This window comes from Streptomyces sp. NPDC004051 (genome assembly GCF_053604275.1).
Genome location: NZ_JBSGHG010000022.1, coordinates 60,795 through 85,569, shown reverse-complemented (window position 1 = coordinate 85,569; position 24,775 = coordinate 60,795). Strand labels below are relative to the sequence as shown.

The following is a 24,775-nucleotide window of genomic DNA, read 5'->3' as shown; positions in this document are numbered from 1 at the left end:
ACTCCGCCCTCCCTACCGTCCGCCGTTGTACGGGCCGTAGGGGCCGTCGCTGCTGGAGCCCCGGTGGCTGCGCCCGCCGCCGGGGAGGCCGCGCAGGGCGGGACGGACGTCGACCATGTACACGATGGTCGCGATCAGTCCGATGATCGGCAGGAACGACAGGATCCTGAAGATCAGGCTCACAACAAAAGCGAGCCCGAGGATGATCAGCCAGAACGGCTTGGTCTTCTTGTCCGCCGCGCGGTAGGCGTCCTCGCGGCGGATGGCTGCGTCGATCAACGCGAATCCAGTGAAAACGGTCAAGGCCGTTTCCAGCAGCCACATGAATCCGCCGAAGCCCTGCATCAGCACAACGTCCACCACCCGACTCGGCTCGTCCTTACGCGGTCACCGTACCCGCAACCGCCGGCCGGCTACCCGGTAGAACGGGCCGGACACCGCGAGAGTGCCCGGCCCGTACCGCTGTCACCCGCCGGTACCGCTGCCGCTCGGTCCTACTTGGCGGGCGGCGTCGGCTTCTTGGCCGTCGTGGGCTTGCGCGTCGAGGCCTTCCTGGCCGCGGGCTTGGCCGCCTCGCCGAGGTCACCCTCCTTGGTCTCGACCGACTCGAGCTTCGGCCTGGTCACGGGCTCGGCCTCGGGCTTCGGCTCGACGGCCACGGCGACGTCCTCGACGGCGACGGCCACGTCCTCGATGCTCTCGGCGGCCTCGCCGCGCCAGGTCTTCACGGCCTGCTCGCCGTGCTCGGCGACCTTCTCGTAGGTCTCGCGGGCCTTGACCGCGTACTCGGCGGCGACGCCGACCCCGCGCAGGGCCAGGTCCTGGGCGGTCTCACCGAACTTCTTCAGGTCGGTGTCGAGCGAGCCGAAGAACTCGCTGACCTTGTTCTGGACGGTCTCCTGCGTCTCCCGGACCCGGATGGTCGCCTTCTCCTGGACGGCCTTGGGGTCGGTGTTGCGGACGGCCTCGATGCGCGAGGGCGCCTCGGCGCGGATCTGCTCGACCAGGCCCGGAACCTTCCTGGCCTGCTGCAGGGCGAGGTCGGCGGTGCCGGCGGCGAAGTAGAGCGGGGTCGGGTTGCGGAAGGTCTTGCGCAGGTCCTCGGTGATGGCCATGGTGATGGTCCTCCCGGATTCGTTTTCGGCTGAGGGTCTGTGTGATCCGCGGCGGCGGCCGGCGCCCTGGTCCGGCTTCAGCCGTCCGTCCGCTGCGGATCGATACCACTGCTGGTGCTGTTGTCACTGCCGGTGCTGCTGGTACTGCTGGTGCTGCTGGTGCTGCTGGTGTCGTCGGAGAGGCCCCGGCGCCCGGCATCCGTACCACCGCCACCGGCCTTGCGGCCGCCCCGACGTATCGCGGAACCACCATCGGAGCCGTCGCTCCCGTCGGCGCCTCCGGCCACCTCCGAGGTCCCCGCCCCCCGAGCCGCCTCGACAGCGTCAGCGACACCGGCGGTCCCGGTCGCCTCACCGTCCTCGGCGCCCCCAAACCCGTTCTCCTTGCGGAAGGACTCGTAGATCTGGAGCAGCACCTGCTTCTGACGCTCACTCAGCGTGGGATCGGCGAGGATGACGGCCCGCGTCTCCACTTCCTCCCGGTCCCGCTCGGCGTCGAGGATGCCGGCGCGCACGTACAGCGTCTCGGCGGAGATCCGCAGCGCCTTGGCGACCTGCTGCAACACCTCCGCGCTCGGCTTGCGCAGCCCGCGCTCGATCTGGCTCAGATACGGATTGGACACCCCGGCGGCATCGGCGAGCTGCCGCAGCGACAACTGCGCGTTGCGCCGCTGCTCACGGAGGTACTCACCGAGATTGCCGACATTGAGTGACGCCATACCCCCACCCTGCCCCAGCTCGCTAACTATTGCAAGCACCTGCTTGCAATAGTGCGCCACAGGAGTGGCGCCGCTCCGTGCCCCGTACCCGTGAGGGCTTCCCGTCGGCTCTGCTCGGCGAAATGACCCGTTCGACGGCCCGGGGAACCGCTTGCCGCAGCTCGTGCGCGAACAGGCTCGTCCCCGTTCGGGTCGACGGGGAACGGACGATCGGCCCGCCCGCCGACGTCAGGGGCCGCACACCTACGATGCTTCGTGCAACCCATTCCTCACACCGGGTCACATCCACACCACGGGGGAACACACATGCGCAGGGCCATGACCATGACGGCGCTCATCGCGGCAGTCGGGCTGATGACCGCGTGCGGCAGCGGCAGCGGTAACGGCGGCGGCGGAGCCGAGAAGGAGAACGCGGGCAAGAGCACGGCCACCTCGTCGTCCGAGCCGGCCTCCGAGAGCCAGGCCAAGACGTACGAGGTCACCCTCGAAGTCGGCGGCGAGGGCGAGTCCAGCGTCTACTACAACCTCGACACGAATCGCTCCGAGCAGGTCACGCTGCCGTGGAAGAAGTCAGACAAACTCACCTTGAACAGCACCCAACGCAAGGTCGGGACCATCGTGTCCGTCGTGCCGGGGCCGGTGAAGCTGTCCGACGGCCGGCTCGGCGCGGCTCCCTGCTCGATCACCGTCGACGGGAAGAAGGTCGTCGAGGAACCGGGCGGCGTCGACGGCAAGCACCTGTGCGAGTACACCATCCACTGACGGCACGCGCAGCGCGGACGGGGTGGGGGCTCTCGGCCCGTGCGGGCCGAGAGCCCCCACCCCGTGGGTCTGTGGCCGCGGTGCGATACGCCGCCGGTGCGTCACTGCGTCAACGAGCGATCTCTCCTGCCGGGGCTCCCCCTTCCCGCACACCCCGCACCGTTCGATGGCCCCGCCCTCACGGAACGCCGCCGAAGGCGAAGCGAACAGCCTTGGTTGACCTTCACCCTGGGGGAGGCCACAGCATCGGTGGGGCCGGGCGAGGCGCCCGGTACGAGGAGGAGCGAGCATGGGGCTGCTGACCATCGGGGCGTTCGCGAAGGTGTCCCGGCTGTCGCCGAAGGCACTGCGCCTGTACGACGAACTCGGTCTGCTGACCCCCGCCCGGGTCGACCCGGTGACCGGCTACCGCTACTACGCGCCGGAACAACTGGACCGGGCCCGGCTGGTCGCCTGGCTCCGGCGCCTGGGGATGCCCCTCGCCCGCATCCGGCACGTCTGCACGCTGGAAGCGGGCCGGGCGGCCCGGGAGATACGCGTGTTCCGGGCCCGGCTCGAAGCCGACACCGCCGCCCGGCTGGACCTGGCCGCCTTCCTCGTCGACCACCTGTCCGGAAAGGACCCCGCCATGCCCCCGACCGCCGAGCCCCTGGGAATCCGTTACGCCGCACTGTCCGACACGGGTCTGGTCCGCGAGAGCAACCAGGACACCGCCTACGCCGGTTCCCGTCTGCTCGCCGTCGCCGACGGCTACGGCAGCCGGGGAGCCGTGGCGAGCGCGGCCGCCGTCGACGCGCTCAAGCCTCTCGAGACCGACGGCATCCCGGCGGGCCATCTCCTCAACGTCCTCGAGGACGCGATCGACCGGGCCGAGCACGCGGTGCACGGCGCCGCCGGGGACGGCCCCTCGCCCGAAGCGACCGGCACCACACTCACCGCGATGCTCTGGACCGGCTCCCGGCTGGCCCTCGTCCACATCGGCGACTCCCGGGCGTACCTCCTGCGCGACGGGGAGCTGTCCCGGATCACCCACGACCACACCGTGGTGCAGTCGATGGTCGACGAAGGACGCCTCAGCCCGGAAGAGGCCGCCTCCCACCCCCAGCGGTCGCTGCTGGTACGAGCCCTGGGCCGGGGAGCCGACGCCACCCCCGACATGCGCCTGCACGATGCCCGGCGGGGAGACCGGTACCTGCTCTGCTCCGACGGTCTGCCGGCCGTCGTGCCGGCCGAGGAGATCCACCGGGTGCTCTCCGGGACCGGGGAGCCCGAGCGGGCGGTCCGCGAACTCATCGCCCTGGCCAACGACTCCGGCGGCCCCGACAACGTCAGTTGCCTGGTCGCCGATGTCGTGGCGCTCCAGCAGTGAGCGGCGAGCGGCGTGCACCTCGAGTTGTACCGGATCCGCTCCCGGGAACTCATCCGTGAAGCCGACTCGTACCGGCTCGCGCAACACGCCGGGAAGGTCCGGTGGTTCAGGTGGTGGGGGCGCCGAACCACCGGGGCAGGTGGGTGAGGAGGTCCTGCTGGTCGTCGCCGACCCAGGCCACGTGACCGTCCGGCCGGAGCAGCACCGCGGGGACGTCCGGTTCCTCGCCGGTGTCGGTGGTGTCGGTGGTGTCGGTGGTGTCGACGACGTGGTCGACGCGGTCGGCCCAGCCCGCCGCCGAGAGCCGGCCGGTCCGGTCGAGCAGCAGTCCGCGGCCGCCGCGCATCAGCTCGTAGAGGCGGCCTCGCTTCAGCCGGACGTCCCGCATCCGGCGGCCGAGCAGTTCGTGTCCCTCGCCGAAGTCGTAGCGGACTCCGGTCGCGGTGATCATCTCGGTGACGTACCGGTTCACCTCCTCGAAGTCCATCAGCTTCGAGAGCAGTTCCCGCAGCGCGGTCGCGCCCGGATCGGTGCCCAGCAGCGCGATCTGCGCGCGGGTGTTGTCCAGTACGGCCGCGCCGACCGGATGCCGTTCGGCGTGGTAGCTGTCCAGCAGTCCTTCCGGTGCCCAGCCGGCCACCGCGGCGGCCAGCTTCCAGCCGAGGTTGAAGGCGTCCTGGATGCCGAGGTTGAGCCCCTGCCCACCGGTCGGCGGGTGGATGTGCGCCGCGTCGCCGGCCAGCAGCACCCGGCCGACCCGGTAGCGCTCGGCCTGCCGGGTGGCGTCGCCGAACCGGGACAGCCAACGCGGGGAGTGCACGCCGAAGTCGGTGCCCGCGCAGGCCCTCAGCTGCTGTCTGAACTCCTCGAGGGTCGGCGCGGTCGCACCGTCCTCGGCCACACCGTCGGCGGGCACGATGACGCGGAAGACGCCCTCCTTCCCGTCGTCGTTGGGGATGACGCCGAACCGCAGCTGGGTCTTGCGGACCTCCGCGACGACGGCGGCGACCGTCTCCGGGTCCTCGGTCATCTCCATGTCGCCCAGCAGCGTCTCGACCGTGGCGGGCTCGCCGGGGAAACCGACGCCGAGCCGCTTGCGCACCACGCTGCGGCCCCCGTCGCAGCCGACGAGGTAGCGGGCGCGCAGCCGTGCTCCTCCCCCTCCCCCGGCGGCCACGCCCCCGTCGGCCAGCTCGACGGACACCCCGTCCTCGTCCTGGCTCAGGCCGACCACTTCGCAGCCGCGCCGGATCTCGGCACCGAGCTCGAGGGCACGCTCGCCCAGCAGCCGCTCGGTGACCGGTTGCAGGGTGGAGAGGCCGTACGGGTGGGCCGTGTCCAGAAGGTCCGGCCACGGCTTCACGATGCCGCCGAAGAGACCGCCGACCTGGAACTTCTCGCTGACCTCGAGAAAGCGGTCCAGCAGGCCGCGCTGGTCCAGCATCTCGACGCTGCGCGCGTGCAGGCCTCGACCGCGTGACTGCTCGGTCGGCTCGGTCAGCCGCTCCAGTACGACCACCCGCACGCCGTGCAGCCGCAACTCCCCCGCCAGCATCAGGCCGGTCGGCCCACCGCCGACCACGATCACGTCGATGACGTCACTGGCGTTCACCACGGAAACCCCCATGCACGATGTCGATTACCGGCCGGCTCTCCACGTCGCGCCGCGAGCCCCGCACGGCGACAAAAGCGCACGAGCCACGCGAACACCCGATCTCCCCAGGTCCCGGCCTCGGGCGACGATTCTGCGCCACGACCCGGGCCTTGCCGCAAGCCCCCCGGTGCGCTATAGGTTGAGAGTGGCAGGAAGTGGGCGAGCCTCCCTGCCTTTTGCTTTCCCGTCCCGGCGGCGCGACCTTTCCCGCCTTCTCAGAGCATGAGCAGCAGCCGGGTGTGCGCCACGAGCTTCCGGTTCACGCTGGTGCTCTGCACGAAGATCGTGAAGTCGTCGTTGTGGTCCGGCTTGACGCGGACCTCCACGTCCGGCAGGCCGAGCAGAGCGCGGGCCTCGGGCCCCGTGTACACCCGGTCCGTCTTCTTCTCCAGCACCGCTATCTGCTTCTGCGCCTGGACCTTCTCCGACTTGCTCAGCTGGTAGAACGCGCCACCGGTACGGTAGGCGTGCCCGCATTCGAGGACCCACTCCCGGATCCCCGCGTCCCGGGCCACCGGGATCAGCTGGTACTTCGACGGATCCACCGGGGTGAGGCCGGCCGCCTTGATGGTGTCCTTGTTGACCGCGTCCGCGCCCGTGGAGAACACCGCCCGCGAGCCCCGGATGCCCTGGGAGCGGCCCACCATGAACTTCTCGGTGGCCTGCTGGATGACCTGCCCGGCCTCCTCCAGCCCCTGTGTGCTCGTGGCGTCCCAGATGGCGATGTTGTCCTTCGGGAAACCGCACTGCATGGCCTCGCGCTTGCCCATCTGGTCCGGCACCAGGACGGCCAGCGTCCAGTTGTCCTCCTGCGTCTGGAACATCTCGGCCACCGCCCCTATGAGTTCACGCTGGCTCCTGGCGGGGGCGTCCGGGCAGCGGTGGCTCGCGTTCTCCTGTCCGTCGGTGAGGACGAACGTCAGGAAGCTGTGGTCGCCGTACAGTTGAGCCGTCTGCGCCAGCTCCCGCTGGGACTTCAGTGCGGCCGCCAGCAGAGCCGTCATCCCCCCGACCCGGTACATCTGCTTCAGCGACGGCATCCGCAGCACGTCCTTGTCGTAGATGACGCACTCCACCTCGTCGGCGAAGACGTACACCGTGACGCGGGTCTCCTGGTCCAGTTCCCTGGACCGGCGGGCGAGGTACGCGATCTGCTGGTCGGCGACTTCGACGACCTTGCCGCTCAGGTGCGACATCGACGAACTGGCGTCCAGGACAAGGGCGACGTGGTTGATGTAGTTCTGGGTTCCGGACACGACAGATCCCCCTCTTTCCGGCTTTACGGCCTTCCGACTCGATGCTCCTACCGTCTCACCCACCACTGACAATCAGCCTCGGCTCCCGCTCCCGGCCCGGGACGCACAGCCCCGCACCGCACCGCACCCGACTGCACCAGGGCGCGCCGGACGTCGGGTGCGTCCAGGCTCAGGCCGGTCACGATGCGGTCGGGGTCGACCCGGGCGGAGCGCACGAGCTCCAGCCGGCGGTGCACCTGCCGGCCCTTCCGCCCGTCACGGGTGCACTCGGACGGCAGCCCGCGTCCCCAGCGGCGGAACACCCGCTCGCGGACCTCCGGATGGGTGGGCGTCAGGTGCATGTGCCGCACCAGGCCGTGGAGCGGGTCACCGACCAGGGCCGCCTCCCGGTGGATGAAGGTCAGTGCGAAGGCGTCGCCCCTGCGGACCGGGGTCCACGGGTCGAGATCGCCGTGCAGCAGGGACGGCCTGCGGTGGCTCACCTCGTGCCGGGAGAGGATCTGCCGAAGGCGGTCGGCGTCCGGCAGCCCCGGATGCCGTGTCAGCAACTGTGATTCACCGGGCAGTTCGGCCACCGGGGCGACCCGTCGGTCCTTCAGCCGGCGGTGGAAGCCCCGCTCCCCCCGGCCGGCGGATCGAGCTGCCCGAACAGCACACAGCTACGGATGACGGTCGGACACCCGCCGCAGAAGGAGGAGGAAGAGAAGAGAAGGGAAGAGAAGGGAGCGGCAGCAGAAGTGCTCAGAAGAGGTCCGGGCACCACGGGCGCCTGGACGTACGCAGCAGGGCGTCGGCCTGACGGGCGGCGCCCGCTCGTTCTTCCCGCACCCGGCCCAGCGCCGCCAGCCGCACCGCCGACCCGTCGCCCAGCCACAGCGACGCCAACTCGGCGACGTCCAGCGTGAGATCGGCGTTCTCCGTGGTCGCCGCGCAGGTTCCGGCCCCGTCCGCCGACGCCTCCAGCCGGTAGCGGCCACCGGCCGGCCCCGAGCCGTCCACCACCTCCAGCACCAGCGTCCCCGCCGCGCCGTACGTCCGGGCCTCCAGCGCCCGTACGACGTCCAGGACACGCACCCACAGCCAGTCCGTCTGGATCTTCACGGTCGCCGCGCGCGGGTCCGGCAGGAAGGACGGGAGCAGGTCGTCGGGGGCCCGCCAGCCGCTCCTCACCTTCACGATCCAGTCGATCGAGCACAGGTAGTGCCACAGCGCGCGCTCCGCGGCCGGGCTCACCGCGAGCAGCCAGTTCACACTCGCCGTGTTCTGCGGCTGCATGGAGTCGTCCCAGTTGTCGTCCGCCTTGTAGGAGACCATGCCCTCGACCTCGCCGTCCGCCGAGCGGTACACGGCGAAGTAGGGCTCGGTCCAGGCCGGGCGGTGGCTCAGGGCGCCGGTGGCGAACTTCCACCACTGCTCGGTACGGCTGACGGCACCCGGCTGGGCCGCGCGCAGCCGCTCGTGCAGCTCCGGGCCGAGCTTGCGTACGTCCTCGGCGTCCACGAGGTCGACGCGCCCACCGTCCTCGGGGCCCGCCCAGCGCGGGTCGAGGCCGCTGCGCGGGACGTCGACGGTCCACTCGGTCATCCAGGTGGCGGGGCCGAAGCCGTACCGGCCGTAGATCGGGTACTCGGCGGCGATGAGCGTGGCCACGACGTCCCCGCGCTCCCTCGCGGCGGCGAGGTCCTGGGTCATCATGCGGCTCAGCAGGCCGCGCCGGCGGTGGGTGGGGCTGACGGTGACGTTCGATATGGCGTCGGCGGGCACGGTGGCGCCGCCGACGGCGGTGAGCTCCTGGGCGAAGGAGCGGAGCGTCGCGACGCACCGGCCGCCGTCGAAGGCCCCCAGCGACCGGCCCGGCCGGAACTCCGCGCGCCGCACGTCGAGCTCCTCCCGGGCGGGGGTGGGCTCGCGCAGGAACCCGACGTTCAACGCCCGGCTCCAGTCCTCGAACTCGGCCTCGGTGATCGGGCGTACGTCGATGTCGGTACGGGGGGTGGCGGTACGGGGGGTGGCGGCGCTGGAGGTCATGCGTTCACGGTAGGTCGCGCCCGGGCAGGGTGTCGCGCACTTTTCCGACAGTCCGACCGCCTGTTCCGTCCGCCTGTTCCGGCGTCCCCGCCTCACTCGAGCAGGTCGTCGACCTGAGCCTCCCCCTCGCGGTACCGGCGCGCGATCTCCGCGCCGCAGTCGTCCGCGGTGCGCTGCAGGCCCTGCCGCCGCCGGGAGACCTGCTCCTCGTACCGCACGAGCCGGCCCATCGCGGCGCGCAGTTCACCGTCCGTACGCGCTCCCAGGTCCGAGAGCTCGACCTCGGCGAGCATCTCTGCCGCCAGCCGCCGGGACTCCTCGCTGCGCGGGGTGCCCAGGGTGACGTGGCGGGCGGAGGAACGGTGGCGGGCCGGGGTGTCCCGCAGGATCTCCGGAAGCCGCTCCACCACGGACGCCTCCACCACGGAAGCCTCCACCGGTGCGACGACCGGGACCGTGCCCCCGCCGGACGTACCCGTGCCGGACGCGCCCGCGCCGACACCCGCCGCCCCGTCCACCGGCGTACGCCGGGCCAGCTCCGCCCGCAGGATGTCGATGCGCCCCTGGAGCAGCCGCCGCACATAGCTGAGGTCGGCCTCGTCGCGCTGCGCGTCGCGGCGCAGCGCGCGCAGGTCGGGCAGGCTGCGTGCGCTCAGCCCGGGCTCCGGTGGCGGATCGTGCTCCAGCGCCGGACTGTCCGTGCGCTGGGCGGGCGGACGGTGGAACTCCTGTTCCCCGACCCCCACTCCGGCCGGCGCCGACAAGGCCGCCGACCGGACAGGGCCGGGCGGCTGCCCGGTTCCTGGTGTGCTCATGTGCCTCAACCGTCCCCTCGACCGGTGTGTGCCAGCATCGTGCCACCCCTGGTGGCCGCTATGTGACCGAGTGCCCCTGATCAGCCCCAGATGGGGGGTAAGGAGTAAAAATAGCCCGACCGGGGTCCTGCCCCGGACCGCCGTCAGTCATCCGTTCGCCGACCGGCATGATGGACGTATGCGTGCGGTGGTGCAGAGGGTGGACGGCGCGAGCGTCGTCGTGGACGGCGAGACGGTGGGGGCGATCGAGGGCGAGGGGCTGTGTGTCCTCGTCGGCGTCACCCATGAGGACACCAAGGAGAAGGCGGCCCAGCTGGCCCGCAAGCTCTGGTCGGTCCGGATCCTCCAGGACGAGAAGTCGTGCAGCGACATCGACGCGCCGCTCCTGGTGATCAGCCAGTTCACTCTTTACGGCGACGCGCGCAAGGGCCGTCGCCCCACCTGGAGCGCCGCGGCACCCGGGGACGTCGCCGAACCGCTCGTCGACGAGGTGGTGGCTCAGCTGCGGTCCCTGGGTGCGACGGTGGCGACGGGCCGCTTCGGCGCGCAGATGCGGGTGTCGCTGACCAACGACGGCCCGTTCACCGTCCTGCTGGAGGTCTGATCCTCGAGGTCCGAGGACCCGCGGGCCCGCGGGTCCTCAGGGCTCGACCACGGTCTCCTGCGCCGCCGCCGTGTCCCCGGCCATCAGGCGGGCGTCGACGGGGACGTTCCGCTTGATCAGCGCGAGGGCGACCGGGCCCAGCTCGTGGTGGCGTACGGACGTGGTGACGAAGCCGATCTTGCGCCCGTCCGGGCCCGCGTCGGCGAGCCGGATGTCGGTCCCGGCCGGCGGCAGGTGGACCTCGCTGCCGTCCAGGTGCAGGAAGACCAGCCTGCGCGGCGGCTTGCCCAGGTTCTGGACCCGGGCGACCGTCTCCTGGCCCCGGTAGCAGCCCTTCTGCAGGTGCACCGCGCCGCCGATCCAGCCCAGCTCGTGCGGGATGGTGCGGTGGTCGGTCTCGAAGCCGAGCCGCGGGCGGTGCTGCTCGACCCGCAGCGCCTCGTGGGCGAGGATGCCGGCGGGCGGCCCCGCCTTCGCCGCGAACGACTCCAGGTCGGCGCGGGGCAGGAACAGGTCACGGCCGTACGGCGTCTCCCGGACGACGACGCCCTCGGGCACCTCCGCTATGGAACCGGCCGGCAGGTGCACCACCGCGAAGTCGGCGGTGCGGTCGGCGACCTCGACCCGGTAGAAGAACTTCATCGACTCCAGGTAGGCGATCAGCGCGTCCTGGGTGCCGGGCTCGACATGGGCCCAGACCGTCTCACCGTCGTCGACCAGGTAGAGCGCGTGCTCGATGTGGCCGTTCGCGGAGAGGATCAGCGCCTCGGTGGCCTGGTGCGGCGGGAGGTCGCTGACGTGCTGGGTGAGCAGCAGGTGCAGCCAGCTCAGCCGTTCCGCCCCGGAGACGGTGACGATCCCGCGGTGGGACAGGTCGACGAAGCCGGTGCCGTCGGCGAGGGCCCGCTGCTCGCGGAACAGGTCGCCGTAGTGCGCGGCCACGCCTTCGTCCACGCCCTCGGCGGGGACGGCGCCGGACAGGGTCAGCAGAGGGCTCTTCATACCCCTAGCCTACGACTCGGTAGTTGAACGCTTCAGGGAGCAGTCCTCGCAGCGGCCGAAGATCGCGAAGTGCTTCATGTCCGTGTCGAAACCGAACATGTCGCGCAGCTTCGCCGTGAACTCGGCGGCCACCTCCACGTCCGCCTCGATGACGTCGGAGCAGTCACGGCAGACGAGGTGGATGTGGTGGTGCCGGTCGGCGAGGTGGTAGGTGGGGGCGCCGTGCCCGAGGTGGGCGTGGCTGACCAGCCCCAGCTCCTCCAGGAGCTCCAGCGTGCGGTAGACGGTGGAGATGTTGACCCCCGACGCCGTCTTGCGCACTTCCACGAGAATGTCGTCGGGGGTCGCGTGCTCCAGCGCGTCGACGGCTTCGAGCACGAGTTGGCGCTGCGGCGTCAGCCGGTAGCCGCGCTGCCTGAGGTCGCTCTTCCAGTCGGTGCTCACCACACCTCGAGTCTAGGACGTGGAGCCCGGAACCCGGGGCCGTGCGGCGGCCCGGGAGCTCATGTGGAGGAGCCGGGGGCTCACTTGAAGAAGGCGATCCCGTCGTCCGGCAGGTCGTCGGGGAGGGCCTTGGCCCAGCGCTCGACGTCCTCCGGGGTGACGACCTTCTTCAGGTGCGCCGACATGTAGGGGCGCAGCTCGACCTCGGGGGTCTGCTTCTCGCCGACCCACATCAGATCGCTCTTGACGTAGCCGTACAGCCGCTTGCCGCCGCTGTAGGGATCAGCAGTGGCGGTGCGCGCCACCGCGTCCGTCACCAGGTCGATCTGCGGCTTCTGGTCGGCCAGCTCGCCGTACCAGATCTCGATGACGCCGTCGTCGCGGGTCATCGTCACCTCGACCTTGCGGGCGGCGTCGATCCTCCAGAAGCCGTGCTCGGACTCCAGGGGCCGGACCTTCTTGCCGTCCCCGTCGAGCACCCAGGTGCGGGAGCTGTACTCCAGGAAGTCCCGGCCGTCGTGGGTGAAGGAGACCTCCTGCCCGAAGTTGCACTTCTCGGCGCCGGGGAAGTCGTGCACCCCGGCGCCCGCCCAGTCGCCGAGCAGGAAGGCGAGCGGCACAAGGTCCTTGTGGAGGTCGGACGGAATCTCGATCATCAGTGGCAGTTCCTGGACGTGGGCGGTCAGCGCTGACCCTGGTACAGCTTCTTCACGGCCAGCCCGGCGAAGGCGAGGACGCCGACGGCGACCAGGACCAGCAGCAATGAGAAGAAGATCTCCACGGGGTGCTCCTTGAGCGGGTGCGGTGCGTTTCGTGTACACAGGGCCGGCCCCCAGCTTACGCGGCCGGGGCCCGGCCCTCCGTGTGAGGTGCGCCTTCACGCCCCTTGCCAGGTCAGCTCAGCAGCCGGCTCTGCAGGACCACCGTCTGCTGGAAGGGCACGGCCCGGGCGCCGCCCTTGCGGGACTGGACGACGAGAGCCACGGTGTCACCGGAGCCGAGGTAGGCGTGCCGGACCTGTTCGGCGCCGGAGGGATCCGTCTCGACGTAGGCGAGCCGGTGGACCCCGTCGACCCGTGCCTGCTTCGGGTAGTCCTCGTCGAACCGGGACTCCTCGGTACCGCGCAACCGGTACTTGGGGCTGCTGTTCGGGGCCAGACCGTCCTGGAACAACCCGTCGACGACGGTAGCGGTGTCGAATCGCAGCAGGTAGATCCGGGTCCTGGTGCCGTCCTCCATGGTCCAGCCGCGGGCCGCGATGTGCCGCAGACCGCGGTCGACGAGCTCCTGCCGGAACTCGTCCCGGTCCTCCTCGACCGCGTACTCCGACAGGAAGACCTCGGTGTCCAGCCAGCCGCCCTCGCCCCGCAGCTTCGCGTCGTCCTTCGCGCCGTCGGGCGCGGGGAGCACGAGTTCGCGCAGGTCGATGTGGTGGGTGCCCGCCCTGTTCGACCCGGCGAGCGGTCCGGGGCTGCCGGAGGGCAGCGGCGGCCGGGTGAGCGTGGGGTAGTCCCAGCGCCCGTCCGACTCGGTCGCGAGCCCCGGTACGTCGGTGCGCTCCATGTGCGTGATGCCGTACGCGGTGGACGTGCCGACGGCGGCGAAGACGGCGACGGCGGCGGTCCAGCGCAGCACGGCGCGCAGCACGCGGCGGTCCTTCGCGGCGGGCCCGGCCTGGGGTTCTTCGGGAGCCGAAGGACCCGGAGGGACCGGGGGAACCGGAGGGACCGGGGGCTCCGGGGCACGAGGTGCGGAGAGGTTCTGTTCGGTCATACCGACTCCCCCGGCTCGGTGATCCGGTCGAGCTGCTCGCGGAGCAGCATCGCGGCCTCCTTGGTCTTGAGTGGGGCGGCGCCGTCGGCGATCGCGGTGACCAGCACATTGCCGACGTGGGCGACGCAGTACATGGTGTCCAGCGCCACCTCGTCGTCCTTCGGCGGCAGGAAGCAGTGGGCGTTCTTGTGGCCCTTGATCTTCGGGCCGTCGCGGAAGACGTCCACGGCGTCCAGGAACTCGCTCTGGAACCGTGCCGCCTCCCGGACGGCAGAGCGGTTCTCCATCTGTGCGAGCTCGACGCTCATGGTGAAGACGTCTTCCGGAAGCCCCCAGCGCACGGTGTCACCGGGGACGTAACTGCGCATCGCCAGGCCCGCGATGCGCTGCCGGTCGATCGCCTTCTCCAGCTGCTTGCGCTGGGTACGCGGTATTCCCTGCAGCCGCTCCTTGCGCAGGGCCGTGGCCTGTTCCCCGCTGAGCACGGCATCGGCGCCGAACGTCCCGAGGTCGGGGCCGCGCTCGTACCCCTTGGCCCCGTAGGGCACGAGCATGGCGGCGAGACCGGTCGGAGCGGCCTTCTTCTCCTCCGCCGCCTCGGCCTCGTCGATGTCCCAGGTGGGGGCGCCCGGGTCACGGTCGGCGTTCTCGACGGTGACGACGGTGTGACCGGCCCCACCGAGGACGGCGGCGGCCAGCAGCACGCTCCCGGCCACGGCGGCGATCCGACCGCGCCGCAGGCGCTTCTTCGTCGGCGCGGGTTCGGTTGCGGGTTCGGCTGCGGGGCCGGGCACGGCGTCCGGTTCGGGCACGGTCTCGGGGGCGGGGGCGGGGGCGGGGGCGGGTGCGGGGGCGGGGGCCGGGTCTGCCGCGCCCCCGTCCGTCGGGCTCGGTTCGTCCGAGGAGGCGTCCGCCGGGGTGGGGTCGTCGCTCACAGCCGCTCCATCTGACGCTCGGCCAGGTCGAGGATCTCCTTCTTGGAGATCCGCTTGGTGTCCGTGATCCATATCTCCATGTGGATGTCACCGCGCCAGGCATGGGCGTCCGCGGTGTACACGGGCAGATAGCCGGGTTCGGAGTCGGGCCGGGTGCGGACGTACGCCATCCCGTCACCGGTACCGGGTATGTCCCAGCTGTCCACGTCGTCCTCAGACTCGCTCCACTGCTGGGCGCCCGCGGCGTAGTCGGCGGCGACGGCGGCCTCTTCCTGGCGGTACTGCACCAGCCGGATCTCCACGAAGGCGTCCCCCTTGCGCCAGCCGGTCACGGCCACGCGTCGGAACTCGTCGGCGACCAGCCCGCCGAAGACCTCGTCGGAATCCTCGAACACGGACGCGTAGTCGGCCAGCCTCATCCAGCCGTCGTCGCCCAGGAGGAACTCGTTGTCCTTGGCGCCGCGCGGCTTCTTCAGCAACAGCTTGCGGAGGTCGCCGTCGGTCTTCACCCGGCGGTCCCGCGCCGCCGACAACGGCGCGGGCTCCTGCCCCTTCTGCTGGGTCTGCTGGGTCTTCTGGGTCAGCACCGGCTGCGACAGCGACGGCAGTGCGGTGGGCTCGCGGTCGGCCTGGACGAGATAACCGGTACAGGTGCCGGCGACGACGCCCAGTACGGCGGCGGCGGCGATCAGCAGCGTCGTACGGCCGCGGGGACGAGGGCGGGGACGGGCCGCCGCGTCGGTCCCGGCAGGCCCTCCGCCCGCACCCGCCACATCAGGTTCCGGTGTCCCGACCTCCTCGGCAGCCTTGGGGCTCTCCGGTCTTTCTGGATCTTCCACGATGTCCCCTCGGAACGAATCGGAACGAATCGGAACGAAGAAGAGCGCGTTCCGTTTCGCGCTCTCCCAGGGGACCCACGGGTCACATGAGTAGTTGTAAGCAACAGGATTACGATTCAGGCATGGCGAAGAAGCTTGTGATCAAGGTGACCGCGGGGGCCGACGCGCCCGAACGCTGCTCGCAGGCGTTCACGGTGGCGGCGGTGGCCGTGGCGAGCGGGGTCGACGTCTCCCTGTGGCTCACCGGCGAGTCCGCGTGGTTCGCGCTGCCGGGCCGTGCCGCGGAGTTCGAGCTGCCGCACGCGGCCCCGCTGCCCGACCTGCTGGACTCGATCGTCGCGGGTGGGCGTCTCACCCTGTGCACGCAGTGCGCGGCCCGCCGGGACATCACGGAGAAGGACGTCATCGAGGGCGTGCGGATCGCGGGCGCGCAGGTGTTCGTGCAGGAGGCGCTGGCGGACGACACCCAGGCACTCGTGTACTGAGGATCCGCCGCCCGCCTCTCACCGGGGCGGGCGCGGGCCCTTCTTGCCGTCCAGTTCGTCCCACCATTCGTCGGACTGGGGGTCGCCGGAGGGGTCGTCCCACCAGCGGTCCTCGGGGCCGCGCCGGTTGGCGATCATCGCGGCCACCGGCGGGATGACCATGGCCACCACGCACATGCCCACGGCCACCGGCATCGACCACAGCCGCACGACGCCCCAGGCCAGGACGAACAGCACGATGCACGTCCCCATCATGGCGAAGTAGACATGACGCCTGCGCGCGTACATGTCTCCAGCGTAGAACCGAACAGCGCGAAGGGCCGCGTCCCGACGTCCGATCCGGGGACGCGGCCCTTCGGCCGTCGCCGGTCCCGCGGACGGATCCGCGGGACCGGGGCCCTCACACCGCGATGGCGACCTCGGCCAGCCCGCCCTGCTGGGCGACGACCGTGCGGTCGGCGCTGCCGCCGGGCACCAGGGCCCGGACGGTCCAGGTGCCCTCGGCCGCGTAGAAGCGGAACTGTCCGGTGGCGGAGGTCGGGACCTCGGCCGTGAACTCGCCGGTCGAGTCCAGCAGACGGACGTAGCCCGTCACCGGCTCGCCGTCACGGGTCACCTGACCCTGGATGGTGGTCTCACCGGGCTTGATCGTCGAAGCGTCCGGGCCACCGGCCTTCGCACCGCACATGGCGTACTCCTGAAGTGGTCTAGTGGTCTGGAAGGGGCGGCCGGGTCTACTTGCCGTCGCCGAGCTCGATCGGCACGCCGACGAGGGAGCCGTACTCGGTCCAGGAGCCGTCGTAGTTCTTGACGTTCTCCACGCCCAGCAGCTCGTGCAGCACGAACCAGGACAGCGCGGAGCGCTCACCGATGCGGCACAGGGCGATGGTGTCCTTCGACAGGTCGATCTGCTCGTCCTCGTAGAGCTTCTTGAGCTCCTCGTCGGACTTGAAGGTGCCGTCGTCGTTGGCGTTCTTGGACCACGGGATGTTGCGGGAGCTCGGCACGTGGCCGGGGCGCTGCGACTGCTCCTGCGGCAGGTGGGCCGGCGCGAGCAGCTTGCCGCTGAACTCGTCGGGCGAGCGCACGTCGACGATGTTCTGCACACCGATGGCGTCCACGACCTCGTCGCGGAAGGCGCGGATGGACAGGTCCTGCGGCTTGGCCCGGTACTCGGTCTTCGCCCGCTCCGGCACCTCGTCGCCGGGGACCAGCTCGCGGGCGTCCAGCTCCCACTTCTTGCGGCCGCCGTCGAGGAGCTTGACGTTCTCGTGGCCGTACAGCTTGAAGTACCAGTAGGCGTACGCGGCGAACCAGTTGTTGTTGCCGCCGTAGAGGACGACCGTGTGGTCGTTGGAGATGCCCTTCTCCGACAGGAGCTTCTCGAAGCCCGCCTGGTCGACGAAGTCACGGCGGACCGGGTCCTGGAGGTCCTTGGTCCAGTCGATCCGGATGGCGTTCTTGATGTGGTTCTTCTCGTAGGCGGTGGTGTCCTCGTCCACCTCGACGATGGCGATCGTCGGGTCGTCCAGGTGCTCCTGGACCCAGTCGGCGTCGACCAGTACGTCGTTGCGGCTCATGTTCTGTCTCCTCCGGGGCAGTTACGGCGGGGCGTGTGAGTAGAGAGGATGCGCGCCCCTGCGGGGCCGGCGCATGGTCGCCCCTCGTGGGGGCGGGAAAGCTGAAACCGAGGAACCGGGGAACCGGGGAACGCGGACGGCGGTGCGGCCGCTCAGAAAGGCCGACAGAGCATGGCGGCGACGCGGCACAGGTCGACTGCCCGCCGCTTCGTGAGATCCGCTTGTCCTCGCGCTCGGAGGACGCTCGTCTGACACTGCATGCCGTCGATCGTAGGGAGAGCAGGGCGGGCGTGTCACCGATGTTTCACATGCTGATACAGGATTGTCCGGTGTACGAGATGACTGTACTGCCGGGCCCACCCCCGCGCACCCCGGGCAGAACCGTGCGCGCCGCCGCATCTGCTCTGCGGACGCCCTCGTCTCGCCTGTCGGACGCCTGAGGTCCGTCGGGGGTCCGTCGGGGGTCCGTCAGGGGTTCCTCGGGGAGCCCCGGGGTCGCCCCGGGGCCCGCCGTTCGCTGTCTACCCGGCCAGGCGGACGTCGGAACCCTTGACGGTGATGTGGACGCCGCTTCCCGCCGCCTCGACCTTGTCCAGCTCGATGCCGCCGGGCAGACCGTTGATCTTCTGCTCGAAGTCGGTGATCGCCCGCACCCGCGTCTCGGCGAGCTCGACGCCGCCGAACTTCGGCAGCCCGTCCGCCCGCACCCGCACGGTGTTGCCGTCCACGACCGTCACGGAGCTGAGCACGGAGACCGGCTCGGGCAGCTTGGTGCCGAGAACGGTGGCCTCCACCGTCATCTTGATCTTCCCGTTGCCGCCGTCGGAGAGGGCGACGACGGCGGCGGTGACACCGGGGGCCACCTGCGTGGAATCGGACTTGGCGGCCTTGAGCAGATCGTCGTAGGCGATGGTCGCGGTGCCCGTCGCGGCGGCGGCGGTGGCGGAGCTGAAGTCGCTGGAGAACTCGACGTCCTCCATGTCGGCACGCAGATCGGCGATGCGGATGCTCTTCCCGCCGTCGCCGGTGGCGGCCTCGTAGCCCTCGATGCCGATCTGCACCTCGTCGAGGGTGCCGCCGACGACCTGGGTGAGGAAGGGGAAACCGTTGATGGACACGTCGGGAGTGGTGGCGAGGTTCTCCGCCGACTTGAGCCGGTCGGCCACCTCGCCCTCCGCGAAGTTGACCGCGACCCGGTCCACGATCGCGAAGATGCCGCCCAGAATCACGACGATGACCAGCAGTATTCGCAGTGCGCGCATGCGGTTGGTTCCCCCACCTAGGTGCTTTCGACGGCAGTCCCCCACGGACGGCCGGCAGCCGTCCTGCGCGAGGGTAACCCGCACGACCGGGGAAACCCCGAGATTGTCGATCACCTGTGACAGGGGCCGCATGCCCGCCGGTCACCCAGGCCGTCCGTGCTGCCTGTGCTGCCCGTGCTGCCCGTGCCGTCAGCCGACGAAGCGCCCCAGGACGTACAGCGCCGGTGCCGCCGCGGCCAGCGGCAGGGCCACCCCGGCCGTGAAGTGGACGAACCGGGACGGGTAGTCGTAGCTCGCGACCCGGTGCCCGATCAGGGCGCACACCGCCGCGCCCGCACCGATTAGCGCACCCGAGGCACCGAACCCCGTCATCCCGCCGACCGCCGCGCCCACACCCGCCGCCACGAGCAGCGCGACCACGACGGACGCCGGCGTCGGCAACGGCAGCGCACGCGCCACGACCGCCGCCGCCAGCGCGACCCCGCCGACCGTCACCGCGTCGGCGTCGGCCGCCAGGTATCCGCTCGCCACGATCGCCAGCGCCGACGCGGCGACCGTCGCCGTCAGGCCGTACATCCGCTCGTCGGGGTCGGCGTGCGAGCGCAGCTGCAGCACCAGCGACAGCACCACCCACACCCCCAGCGTGCCGAGGACGGCCGCCGGTGAGCGGTCGGACGCCAGCAGCGCCACGTCGGCGACCAGCGCCCCGAGGAAGCCCAGCGCGATGCCCTGCCGCGCGGGCCACATCCCGTTCAGCCGGAACCAGCCCGCGGCGGTGAGCCCCTGGAGGACCACCAGCGGTACGAGCAGGGCGTACGTGCCCAGCGCGGCCCCGCCGGCGAGCAGCAGCCCCAGCAGCGCGGTGAGCACCGCCGGCTGCATGCCGGGCTCGATGATCGGCGAACGCCCCTCCGCACGGGCCCGCTGCGCGTCCGTGACCCGGGTGTTCCCGGCGAGGGTGGCGGGCCCGTACCCGGGACCGTCAGCGGGTGCGGAGGGTGCGGAGGGTGCGGGCGGGGGCGTGGGCGTGGGTGCGGCGCCCGCCGGGGCCGCGCCGTACCCGGCGTACGCCGCGGGACCGCCGTGTCCCTGCGGGGGCGGGGGGGTCTGCGGCAGGTACGAGGTCTCCTCCGCCGAGGCGGCCGCCGGGACCGGCGGCTGCATCTGCGTCTCCCACGTCTGCCCCTGCCACTGCTGCGTGTACTGCATGGCGGCGCGCGGATCCTCGTGCCCCGGCTGTCCCCCGGGCCACGCCTGCGGCCCGGGGTGCTGATACTGCTGGTCCTGCTGATACTGCTGGTTCTGCTGGGGCTGGGACCGCCCGCGGGGGTCGTGGCCCCGCTGTCCCTCGTGCCCGTCGTAACCCTGATACGGCTGGTTGGTCATCGCTCACCCTCCTGCGAACGGCGGGAGCACCTCGACCGTGCCGCCGTCGGCCAGCCGTACCGTCTCATGTTCGCGGGTGCCCACGGGATCACCGTCGACGAGGAAGGAGCACCGCTGCAGGACGCGCGTGAGTTCGCCGGGGTGCCGCTCGCGTGCCGCGTCGAGAGCCTCGGCGAGCGTGACCGCCTCGAACGCCTCCTCGGCCACCCCGGCCGCGGCCTTTGCGGCGGCCCAGTACCGCACCGTGACCTTTGCCATCTGCTGGTTCCTCAATCGGGTTGACGGTGAACACGGTCAGGCTAGCCCGACCGGGCCACCACCCAGTCCCCGATCCGGTGCAACAGCGCCTCGGACGCCGCGTTCTCCGCGTGCCCCATGCCCTGCTCCACCCACAGTTCCCCGTGCTCGCCGGCCGCGGCCGCCAGCATGCGCGGATGGTCGAGCGGGAAGTAGCCGTCCCGGTCGCCGTGCACGACCAGCAGCGGCGTCGGCGCGATGCGCGGCACCGCCTCGACGGGGGACAGCGGGACGGGGTCCCAGTTTTTGCGGTGGATCCGCGTCCGCAGCCCGTACCGGCTCACCACCCGTCCCGAGGGCCGGGTCACCAGCCAGTGCAGCCGTCGCATGGGAGCCGTCCCCCGGTAGAACCACCGGGCGGGCCCGCTGACGGACACCACGGCATCCGGACCACCGGCGCCCTCCCCGCCCTCCACGCCCCCCGCGCCGAGCGCCGCGTGCCGCAGCACCACCGAGCCGCCCATCGAGAACCCGACCGTCGCCACCCGCGCGTGCCCCAGTTCACGCGCCCACGACACCGCCGCCGCCAGGTCCAGCACCTCGCGGTCCCCCACCGTGGACCGCCCGCCCGAGGCGCCGTGCCCGCGGAAGGAGAACGTCACGACCGCCCCGTGCCGTGCGAAAGCCCGCGCCACCCTGCGGACGTGCGGCCGGTCCGCGTGCCCCGTGAACCCGTGCGCGATCACGAACACCGGATCGCCGGAAGGCGGCCGGAATCCGTCGTTCCCGGCCGCCGCCGACACGGCCGCCGGCTCGTACACGGAATCGATCCGTACGCCGTCCGAGGTACGCAGAAACGTCCGCAAAGACGTACCACCACCCGTCGCGCCATGCGTCTCGGAATTCGGACGAATGGCGGAACGTGCCGCATGACCTGCCGGACCGGTACCCATGTCGGCTATTCTGCGGGGGAGAGGACTCGGGCAGCGAAGCCCCCGGGTCCTTTTGTGCTTTCGGAAGCGTTGTATACGACGCGGGAAACCGCCGGTGTACGGGCCGTCGAACGCACGAGGCAAGCCGCGGACTCCCCCACCGCCCCGATGGCGTGGGAGGTACCCCGTCGCAGGGACCGAGGAGGAACCAGACGTCATGGGCGAGCGAACCGTGCACGACCGTACGACGATCCGGAAGTGGGCAGCGCCCGCGCCGGACCGGGAACCCGACAGCCGGTTCCGCGAGCTCGGCTCCCGGCGCCGAGATCTCGAGGGAGGGGTGCGATGAGTTCACTGCTCCTGCTGACCAACGCCCTCCAGCCGTCGGCGGAGGTGCTCCCCGCCCTCGGCCTGCTGCTCCACACCGTGCGGGTGGCCCCGGCACAGGGCCCCGCCCTGGTGGACACCCCCGGCGCCGACGTCATCCTCGTCGACGGCCGGCGTGACCTCCCGCAGGTCCGCAGCCTCTGCCAGCTGCTGCGCTCCACCGGCCCCGGCTGCCCCCTCGTCCTCGTGGTGACCGAGGGCGGACTCGCCGCCGTCACCGCGGACTGGGGCATCGACGACGTCCTCCTCGACACCGCCGGACCGGCGGAGGTGGAGGCCCGGCTGCGGCTCGCCATGGGCCGGCTGCAGATCGCCGGCGACGACTCCCCCATGGAGATCCGCAGCGGCGATCTGTCGGTCGACGAGGCGACCTACAGCGCCAAGCTGAAGGGGCGCGTCCTCGATCTCACCTTCAAGGAGTTCGAGCTGCTGAAGTACCTCGCCCAGCATCCCGGCCGGGTGTTCACCCGTGCCCAGCTGCTGCAGGAGGTCTGGGGCTACGACTACTTCGGCGGCACCCGCACGGTCGACGTCCACGTACGGAGACTGCGGGCCAAGCTCGGACCCGAGCACGAGTCGCTGATCGGCACCGTCCGGAACGTGGGTTATCGATTCGTTACGCCGGAGAAGGGCGAGGCCGCCGACCGGCAAAAGGCGTCGGACACGGACGAGAAGGCCGCCCGGGGGGCCACGGAGACACGGACGCAGGCGTGAGATTTCGCGCGCGTTCGCGGACGCGCGTCCTTTTCCCTCTGCCTCCCTCGGTTTCCCTCTGCCTCCCTCGGTTTCCCTCTGCCTCCCTCGGTTTCCCTCTGTTTCCCTCTGCTTCTCGATGCTTCCCTCCGGTCGCAGGATCCTTCTCACTCTGCCGGTACCGGTTATATCCGCGTAGACTCCGCGCGTGGCCAAGGTGACAAGGGATGATGTGGCGCGACTGGCGGGTACCTCCACCGCCGTCGTCAGCTATGTCATCAACAACGGACCCCGGCCGGTCGCCCCGGCCACGCGCGAACGCGTACTCGCCGCGATCAAGGAGCTGGGGTACCGGCCCGACCGGGTCGCCCAGGCGATGGCGTCGCGGCGCACGGACCTGATAGGCCTGATCGTCCCGGACGCGCGCCAGCCCTTCTTCGGGGAGATGGCGCACGCGGTCGAGCAGGCCGCGGCCGAGCGCGGGAAGATGGTGCTCGTCGGGAACTCCGACTACATCGGCGAGCGCGAGGTCCACTATCTGCGGGCGTTCCTGGGGATGCGCGTCTCCGGGCTGATCCTGGTCAGCCACGCGCTCAACGACCTGGCCGCCGCGGAGATCGACGCCTGGGACGCCAGGGTTGTCCTGCTGCACGAGCGTCCCGAGGCCATGGACGACGTCGCCGTCGTCACCGACGACCTCGGTGGCGCCCAGCTCGCCGTCCGCCACCTGCTGGAGCACGGCAACGCGTACGTGGCCTGTGTCGGCGGCACCGCGGAGACCCCCTCCGTCGGCGACCCGGTCTCCGACCACGTCGAGGGCTGGCGGCAGGCGATGAAGGAGGCCGGCATCCCGACCGAGGGCCGCCTCTTCGAAGCCCCGTACAACCGCTACGACGCCTATCGCGTCGGGCTCGACATCCTCTCCGGGCCGGACCGCCCGCCCGCGATCTTCTGCTCCACCGACGACCAGGCGGTCGGCGTGCTGCGCGCGGCGCGCGAGCTGCGCATCGACGTGCCGGGCGAGCTCGCGGTCGTCGGGTTCGACGACATCAAGGAGGCGGCGCTCACCGATCCGCCGATGACCACGGTCGCCTCCGACCGTTCGGCGATGGCCCGCGCGGCGGTCGACCTCGTCCTCGACGACGGGGTGCGGGTGGCCGGCTCGCAGCGCGAGCGGCTGAAGGTCTTCCCGTCCGAACTCGTGATCCGCCGCTCCTGCGGCTGCCCGTAGCGGTCGGACCGCCGGCCGGGCCGCCGAGGGGTGCCTTTATATCGGGCATACGAGGTTCTGCCGGGCTTCTCAGCGGGCACTCAGGGTGTTCTCATGGTCGGGCGGGAGGCTCGTCCACATGACCGCATCCTTTCACCGCAGCGACGAGCACGAGAGCCCCCGCGCGGGCGGCCCGCAGCACCCCTCCTCCCCGGTGAACCCCGAGTGGCCGCCCCCTCCGGCGTTCGCGCCGGGGCATCCGGTCACCGCCGAAGCCGCCGAGACCACCGGCGCCGCCGCCACCGCCGGCCCGCGCCGGAAGCGGAGCCGGGGCCCGGCCGCCCTGCTCGCCGCCGTGGCGATCGTGGCGGCGGCCGTGGGCGGCGGCACCGCCTACGGCATCCAGGAGCTGACCGGCAACGGCACCGTCGCCTCGTCGAGCGCGAACAGCACCCCTGTGGTGCCGACCGGCCAGAAGGGCACGGTGTCCGGCGTCGCCAAGGCGGTCAGCCCGAGCATCGTCGAGATCAGCGCCACCTCCAGCGCCGGATCGTCCACCGGCTCCGGTGTGATCATCACCGAGGACGGCGAGATCATCACCAACAACCACGTCATCGCCGGCGCCTCCTCGGTCGAGGTGCGGACCAGCGACGGCACGACGTACACCGCGGACGTCCTCGGCACGGAGAGCTCGAAGGACCTCGCGCTGATCAAGCTGAACGACGCCTCGGGCCTGACTCCGGCCACCCTCGGCGACTCCGACGGCGTGCAGGTCGGCGACCAGGTCGTGGCGATCGGCTCCCCCGAGGGCCTGACCGGCACCGTCACCAGCGGCATCGTCTCGGCGCTCGACCGCGACGTGACCGTCTCCACGGACGAGAGCCAGGGGCAGCGCCAGCAGGGGCAGCCGGGCGGCGCCTGGCCCTTCGGGTTCGGCGGGCAGCAGTTCAACGGCGACACCGGCGGGTCCACGACGACGTACAAGGCGATCCAGACCGACGCCTCCCTGAACCCCGGCAACTCCGGCGGCGCGCTGATCGACATGAACGGCGACATCATCGGCATCAACTCCGCGATGTACTCGTCGAGCGGCAGCGGCTCCTCCTCGTCCGACGCCGGCAGCGTGGGCCTGGGCTTCGCCATCCCGATCGACACGGTCAAGGCGGACCTCCCGGCCCTGCGGTCCGGCACCATGAACTGAGGCGCCGCGCACCGGCGCCGTCGTGAACCGCCGCCCCGCGCGGTACGCGCCGGTACGCCGGACCCGGGCTCGTGCGAGCCTGGGACC

Annotated in this window: 29 protein-coding genes; 7 read left to right on the top strand and 22 right to left on the bottom strand. The window is 71.3% G+C overall.

All coding sequences use genetic code 11. The features are described 5' to 3' along the window. Positions 1 to 12: 12 nt before the first annotated feature. The 3 genes from ACWEQO_RS22280 to ACWEQO_RS22270 form a co-directional block, all read right to left on the bottom strand. Positions 13 to 345 carry a DUF2516 family protein gene (locus ACWEQO_RS22280; protein ID WP_361451382.1) on the bottom strand — a complete coding sequence of 111 codons (333 nt, stop codon included), beginning with the start codon at positions 343 to 345 and terminating at the stop codon, positions 13 to 15. A 149-nt stretch (positions 346 to 494) separates the two neighbouring features. Continuing rightward, positions 495 to 1,115 (bottom strand): hypothetical protein, encoded by a 621-nt coding sequence (locus tag ACWEQO_RS22275; protein ID WP_452984940.1) that lies wholly within the window; start codon positions 1,113 to 1,115, stop codon positions 495 to 497. Positions 1,116 to 1,192: 77 nt separating this feature from the next. Then, positions 1,193 to 1,834 carry a helix-turn-helix domain-containing protein gene (locus ACWEQO_RS22270; RefSeq protein ID WP_452984939.1) on the bottom strand — a complete coding sequence of 214 codons (642 nt, stop codon included), beginning with the start codon at positions 1,832 to 1,834 and terminating at the stop codon, positions 1,193 to 1,195. Between the two features lie 306 nt (positions 1,835 to 2,140). On the opposite strand from ACWEQO_RS22270, the gene ACWEQO_RS22265 reads away from it, so the two are divergent. Then, positions 2,141 to 2,596: a hypothetical protein gene (locus ACWEQO_RS22265; RefSeq protein ID WP_452984938.1), complete on the top strand. Its 456-nt coding sequence runs from the start codon at positions 2,141 to 2,143 to the stop codon at positions 2,594 to 2,596. Between the two features lie 289 nt (positions 2,597 to 2,885). Then, the gene (locus ACWEQO_RS22260; protein WP_452984937.1) at positions 2,886 to 3,965 is read left to right on the top strand and encodes a MerR family transcriptional regulator; all 1,080 of its coding nucleotides are present in this window, start codon (positions 2,886 to 2,888) and stop codon (positions 3,963 to 3,965) included. 106 nt (positions 3,966 to 4,071) lie between these two features. On the opposite strand, the gene rox is transcribed toward ACWEQO_RS22260, so the two are convergent. The 5 genes from rox to ACWEQO_RS22235 all read right to left on the bottom strand — a co-directional run bounded on the left by rox (position 4,072) and on the right by ACWEQO_RS22235 (position 9,718). Further along, on the bottom strand, positions 4,072 to 5,580 hold the full coding sequence (gene rox, locus ACWEQO_RS22255) for a rifampin monooxygenase (RefSeq protein ID WP_452984936.1): 1,509 nt from the start codon (positions 5,578 to 5,580) through the stop codon (positions 4,072 to 4,074). 254 nt (positions 5,581 to 5,834) lie between these two features. After that, on the bottom strand, positions 5,835 to 6,875 hold the full coding sequence (locus ACWEQO_RS22250) for a vWA domain-containing protein (protein WP_361460227.1): 1,041 nt from the start codon (positions 6,873 to 6,875) through the stop codon (positions 5,835 to 5,837). A 47-nt stretch (positions 6,876 to 6,922) separates the two neighbouring features. After that, a complete protein-coding gene (locus ACWEQO_RS22245) occupies positions 6,923 to 7,450 on the bottom strand; it encodes a hypothetical protein (protein WP_452984935.1) in 528 nt (175 codons plus the stop codon). Positions 7,451 to 7,616: 166 nt separating this feature from the next. Further along, complete coding sequence (locus ACWEQO_RS22240; protein ID WP_452984934.1) at positions 7,617 to 8,903, bottom strand: GNAT family N-acetyltransferase; 1,287 nt, start codon at positions 8,901 to 8,903, stop codon at positions 7,617 to 7,619. 92 nt (positions 8,904 to 8,995) lie between these two features. Further along, complete coding sequence (locus ACWEQO_RS22235; protein WP_452984933.1) at positions 8,996 to 9,718, bottom strand: RsiG family protein; 723 nt, start codon at positions 9,716 to 9,718, stop codon at positions 8,996 to 8,998. A 178-nt stretch (positions 9,719 to 9,896) separates the two neighbouring features. Between ACWEQO_RS22235 and dtd the strand changes: the two genes are divergently transcribed. After that, positions 9,897 to 10,322, top strand: a complete 426-nt coding sequence (gene dtd, locus ACWEQO_RS22230; protein WP_361460222.1) for a D-aminoacyl-tRNA deacylase — start codon at positions 9,897 to 9,899, stop codon at positions 10,320 to 10,322. 36 nt (positions 10,323 to 10,358) lie between these two features. On the opposite strand, the gene ygfZ is transcribed toward dtd, so the two are convergent. The 6 genes from ygfZ to ACWEQO_RS22200 all read right to left on the bottom strand — a co-directional run bounded on the left by ygfZ (position 10,359) and on the right by ACWEQO_RS22200 (position 15,315). Next, positions 10,359 to 11,324: a CAF17-like 4Fe-4S cluster assembly/insertion protein YgfZ gene (gene ygfZ / locus ACWEQO_RS22225; protein ID WP_361460221.1), complete on the bottom strand. Its 966-nt coding sequence runs from the start codon at positions 11,322 to 11,324 to the stop codon at positions 10,359 to 10,361. A gap of 9 nt (positions 11,325 to 11,333) precedes the next feature. Then, entirely contained in the window at positions 11,334 to 11,771 is a 438-nt protein-coding gene (locus ACWEQO_RS22220) for a Fur family transcriptional regulator (RefSeq protein ID WP_452984932.1), read from the bottom strand. A gap of 77 nt (positions 11,772 to 11,848) precedes the next feature. Continuing rightward, positions 11,849 to 12,424: an FABP family protein gene (locus ACWEQO_RS22215; protein WP_452984931.1), complete on the bottom strand. Its 576-nt coding sequence runs from the start codon at positions 12,422 to 12,424 to the stop codon at positions 11,849 to 11,851. A gap of 238 nt (positions 12,425 to 12,662) precedes the next feature. Then, positions 12,663 to 13,541, bottom strand: a complete 879-nt coding sequence (locus tag ACWEQO_RS22210; protein ID WP_452984930.1) for a hypothetical protein — start codon at positions 13,539 to 13,541, stop codon at positions 12,663 to 12,665. Further along, on the bottom strand, positions 13,538 to 14,476 hold the full coding sequence (locus tag ACWEQO_RS22205) for a hypothetical protein (protein WP_452984929.1): 939 nt from the start codon (positions 14,474 to 14,476) through the stop codon (positions 13,538 to 13,540). Before ACWEQO_RS22205 ends, ACWEQO_RS22210 begins: the two co-directional genes overlap by 4 nt. Continuing rightward, a complete protein-coding gene (locus tag ACWEQO_RS22200) occupies positions 14,473 to 15,315 on the bottom strand; it encodes a hypothetical protein (RefSeq protein ID WP_452984928.1) in 843 nt (280 codons plus the stop codon). Before ACWEQO_RS22200 ends, ACWEQO_RS22205 begins: the two co-directional genes overlap by 4 nt. Before the next feature lie 122 nt (positions 15,316 to 15,437). Here ACWEQO_RS22200 and ACWEQO_RS22195 point away from each other — a divergent pair, with 122 nt between their 5' ends. Then, entirely contained in the window at positions 15,438 to 15,800 is a 363-nt protein-coding gene (locus tag ACWEQO_RS22195; protein WP_042174837.1) for a DsrE family protein, read from the top strand. An 18-nt stretch (positions 15,801 to 15,818) separates the two neighbouring features. Here ACWEQO_RS22195 and ACWEQO_RS22190 read toward each other — a convergent pair whose 3' ends face one another. The 8 genes from ACWEQO_RS22190 to ACWEQO_RS22155 form a co-directional block, all read right to left on the bottom strand. After that, positions 15,819 to 16,088, bottom strand: a complete 270-nt coding sequence (locus ACWEQO_RS22190) for a DUF3099 domain-containing protein (protein WP_361460211.1) — start codon at positions 16,086 to 16,088, stop codon at positions 15,819 to 15,821. A 112-nt stretch (positions 16,089 to 16,200) separates the two neighbouring features. Beyond that, complete coding sequence (locus ACWEQO_RS22185; RefSeq protein ID WP_006139129.1) at positions 16,201 to 16,488, bottom strand: DUF1416 domain-containing protein; 288 nt, start codon at positions 16,486 to 16,488, stop codon at positions 16,201 to 16,203. Positions 16,489 to 16,534: 46 nt separating this feature from the next. Continuing rightward, positions 16,535 to 17,380 (bottom strand): sulfurtransferase, encoded by an 846-nt coding sequence (locus ACWEQO_RS22180; RefSeq protein WP_361460209.1) that lies wholly within the window; start codon positions 17,378 to 17,380, stop codon positions 16,535 to 16,537. Positions 17,381 to 17,532: 152 nt separating this feature from the next. Further along, positions 17,533 to 17,640, bottom strand: a complete 108-nt coding sequence (locus ACWEQO_RS22175; protein ID WP_350849312.1) for an Ms5788A family Cys-rich leader peptide — start codon at positions 17,638 to 17,640, stop codon at positions 17,533 to 17,535. Between the two features lie 261 nt (positions 17,641 to 17,901). Next, complete coding sequence (locus tag ACWEQO_RS22170; RefSeq protein WP_361460207.1) at positions 17,902 to 18,642, bottom strand: LmeA family phospholipid-binding protein; 741 nt, start codon at positions 18,640 to 18,642, stop codon at positions 17,902 to 17,904. Positions 18,643 to 18,831: 189 nt separating this feature from the next. Continuing rightward, positions 18,832 to 20,028 carry a hypothetical protein gene (locus ACWEQO_RS22165; RefSeq protein WP_452984927.1) on the bottom strand — a complete coding sequence of 399 codons (1,197 nt, stop codon included), beginning with the start codon at positions 20,026 to 20,028 and terminating at the stop codon, positions 18,832 to 18,834. A gap of 3 nt (positions 20,029 to 20,031) precedes the next feature. Next, a complete protein-coding gene (locus tag ACWEQO_RS22160) occupies positions 20,032 to 20,286 on the bottom strand; it encodes a MoaD/ThiS family protein (RefSeq protein ID WP_361460204.1) in 255 nt (84 codons plus the stop codon). Positions 20,287 to 20,327: 41 nt separating this feature from the next. Continuing rightward, a complete protein-coding gene (locus ACWEQO_RS22155; RefSeq protein WP_452984926.1) occupies positions 20,328 to 21,218 on the bottom strand; it encodes an alpha/beta hydrolase in 891 nt (296 codons plus the stop codon). A gap of 324 nt (positions 21,219 to 21,542) precedes the next feature. Between ACWEQO_RS22155 and ACWEQO_RS22150 the strand changes: the two genes are divergently transcribed. The 3 genes from ACWEQO_RS22150 (at position 21,543) to ACWEQO_RS22140 (ending at position 24,688) form a co-directional block, all read left to right on the top strand. Next, positions 21,543 to 22,298 (top strand): winged helix-turn-helix transcriptional regulator, encoded by a 756-nt coding sequence (locus ACWEQO_RS22150; RefSeq protein WP_452984925.1) that lies wholly within the window; start codon positions 21,543 to 21,545, stop codon positions 22,296 to 22,298. Positions 22,299 to 22,485: 187 nt separating this feature from the next. Then, positions 22,486 to 23,508, top strand: a complete 1,023-nt coding sequence (locus ACWEQO_RS22145; protein WP_452984924.1) for a LacI family DNA-binding transcriptional regulator — start codon at positions 22,486 to 22,488, stop codon at positions 23,506 to 23,508. 118 nt (positions 23,509 to 23,626) lie between these two features. Next, the gene (locus ACWEQO_RS22140; RefSeq protein WP_452984923.1) at positions 23,627 to 24,688 is read left to right on the top strand and encodes a S1C family serine protease; all 1,062 of its coding nucleotides are present in this window, start codon (positions 23,627 to 23,629) and stop codon (positions 24,686 to 24,688) included. Positions 24,689 to 24,775 lie beyond the last annotated feature (87 nt).

What these genes read in the sequence shown, in the direction of transcription:
- ACWEQO_RS22280 (WP_361451382.1), bottom strand. Translation starts at nt 345, where the DNA reads ATGCAGGGCTTCGGCGGATTCATGTGGCTGCTGGAAACGGCCTTGACC.
- ACWEQO_RS22275 (WP_452984940.1), bottom strand. Translation starts at nt 1,115, where the DNA reads ATGGCCATCACCGAGGACCTGCGCAAGACCTTCCGCAACCCGACCCCG.
- ACWEQO_RS22270 (WP_452984939.1), bottom strand. Translation starts at nt 1,834, where the DNA reads ATGGCGTCACTCAATGTCGGCAATCTCGGTGAGTACCTCCGTGAGCAG.
- ACWEQO_RS22265 (WP_452984938.1), top strand. Translation starts at nt 2,141, where the DNA reads ATGCGCAGGGCCATGACCATGACGGCGCTCATCGCGGCAGTCGGGCTG.
- ACWEQO_RS22260 (WP_452984937.1), top strand. Translation starts at nt 2,886, where the DNA reads ATGGGGCTGCTGACCATCGGGGCGTTCGCGAAGGTGTCCCGGCTGTCG.
- ACWEQO_RS22240 (WP_452984934.1), bottom strand. Translation starts at nt 8,903, where the DNA reads ATGACCTCCAGCGCCGCCACCCCCCGTACCGCCACCCCCCGTACCGAC.
- ACWEQO_RS22235 (WP_452984933.1), bottom strand. Translation starts at nt 9,718, where the DNA reads ATGAGCACACCAGGAACCGGGCAGCCGCCCGGCCCTGTCCGGTCGGCG.
- dtd (WP_361460222.1), top strand. Translation starts at nt 9,897, where the DNA reads ATGCGTGCGGTGGTGCAGAGGGTGGACGGCGCGAGCGTCGTCGTGGAC.
- ygfZ (WP_361460221.1), bottom strand. Translation starts at nt 11,324, where the DNA reads ATGAAGAGCCCTCTGCTGACCCTGTCCGGCGCCGTCCCCGCCGAGGGC.
- ACWEQO_RS22215 (WP_452984931.1), bottom strand. Translation starts at nt 12,424, where the DNA reads ATGATCGAGATTCCGTCCGACCTCCACAAGGACCTTGTGCCGCTCGCC.
- ACWEQO_RS22210 (WP_452984930.1), bottom strand. Translation starts at nt 13,541, where the DNA reads ATGACCGAACAGAACCTCTCCGCACCTCGTGCCCCGGAGCCCCCGGTC.
- ACWEQO_RS22195 (WP_042174837.1), top strand. Translation starts at nt 15,438, where the DNA reads ATGGCGAAGAAGCTTGTGATCAAGGTGACCGCGGGGGCCGACGCGCCC.
- ACWEQO_RS22190 (WP_361460211.1), bottom strand. Translation starts at nt 16,088, where the DNA reads ATGTACGCGCGCAGGCGTCATGTCTACTTCGCCATGATGGGGACGTGC.
- ACWEQO_RS22185 (WP_006139129.1), bottom strand. Translation starts at nt 16,488, where the DNA reads ATGTGCGGTGCGAAGGCCGGTGGCCCGGACGCTTCGACGATCAAGCCC.
- ACWEQO_RS22180 (WP_361460209.1), bottom strand. Translation starts at nt 17,380, where the DNA reads ATGAGCCGCAACGACGTACTGGTCGACGCCGACTGGGTCCAGGAGCAC.
- ACWEQO_RS22175 (WP_350849312.1), bottom strand. Translation starts at nt 17,640, where the DNA reads ATGCAGTGTCAGACGAGCGTCCTCCGAGCGCGAGGACAAGCGGATCTC.
- ACWEQO_RS22170 (WP_361460207.1), bottom strand. Translation starts at nt 18,642, where the DNA reads ATGCGCGCACTGCGAATACTGCTGGTCATCGTCGTGATTCTGGGCGGC.
- ACWEQO_RS22165 (WP_452984927.1), bottom strand. Translation starts at nt 20,028, where the DNA reads ATGACCAACCAGCCGTATCAGGGTTACGACGGGCACGAGGGACAGCGG.
- ACWEQO_RS22160 (WP_361460204.1), bottom strand. Translation starts at nt 20,286, where the DNA reads ATGGCAAAGGTCACGGTGCGGTACTGGGCCGCCGCAAAGGCCGCGGCC.
- ACWEQO_RS22155 (WP_452984926.1), bottom strand. Translation starts at nt 21,218, where the DNA reads ATGGGTACCGGTCCGGCAGGTCATGCGGCACGTTCCGCCATTCGTCCG.
- ACWEQO_RS22150 (WP_452984925.1), top strand. Translation starts at nt 21,543, where the DNA reads ATGAGTTCACTGCTCCTGCTGACCAACGCCCTCCAGCCGTCGGCGGAG.
- ACWEQO_RS22140 (WP_452984923.1), top strand. Translation starts at nt 23,627, where the DNA reads ATGACCGCATCCTTTCACCGCAGCGACGAGCACGAGAGCCCCCGCGCG.